Below are 262 nucleotides of genomic sequence, written 5' to 3' on the forward strand. Positions count from 1 at the left end.
CTGTGATATACTAATATAGTTGTCGCTTGAGAGAATGAGTGACAAAGACCTTTGAAAACTGAACAAGACGAACCAATGTGCAGGGCACTATAACTGAAGTTATAGTACTGAACAATGAAAAAACAATAAATCTGTCAGTGACAGAAATGAGTGAGAACTCAAACTTTTAATGAGAGTTTGATCCTGGCTCAGGACGAACGCTGGCGGCGTGCCTAATACATGCAAGTAGAACGCTGAAGCTTGGTGCTTGCACCGAGCGGAT

At 42.0% G+C, this 262-nt stretch carries 1 rRNA gene; it reads left to right on the forward strand.

Annotated elements, in window-relative coordinates:
* Positions 1 to 165: 165 nt before the first annotated feature.
* Positions 166 to 262, forward strand: a 16S ribosomal RNA gene (locus SORDD25_RS08970); the annotation flags it as partial.

Source organism: Streptococcus oralis, assembly GCF_001579525.1.
Classification (GTDB): Bacteria; Bacillota; Bacilli; order Lactobacillales; family Streptococcaceae; genus Streptococcus; species Streptococcus oralis_M.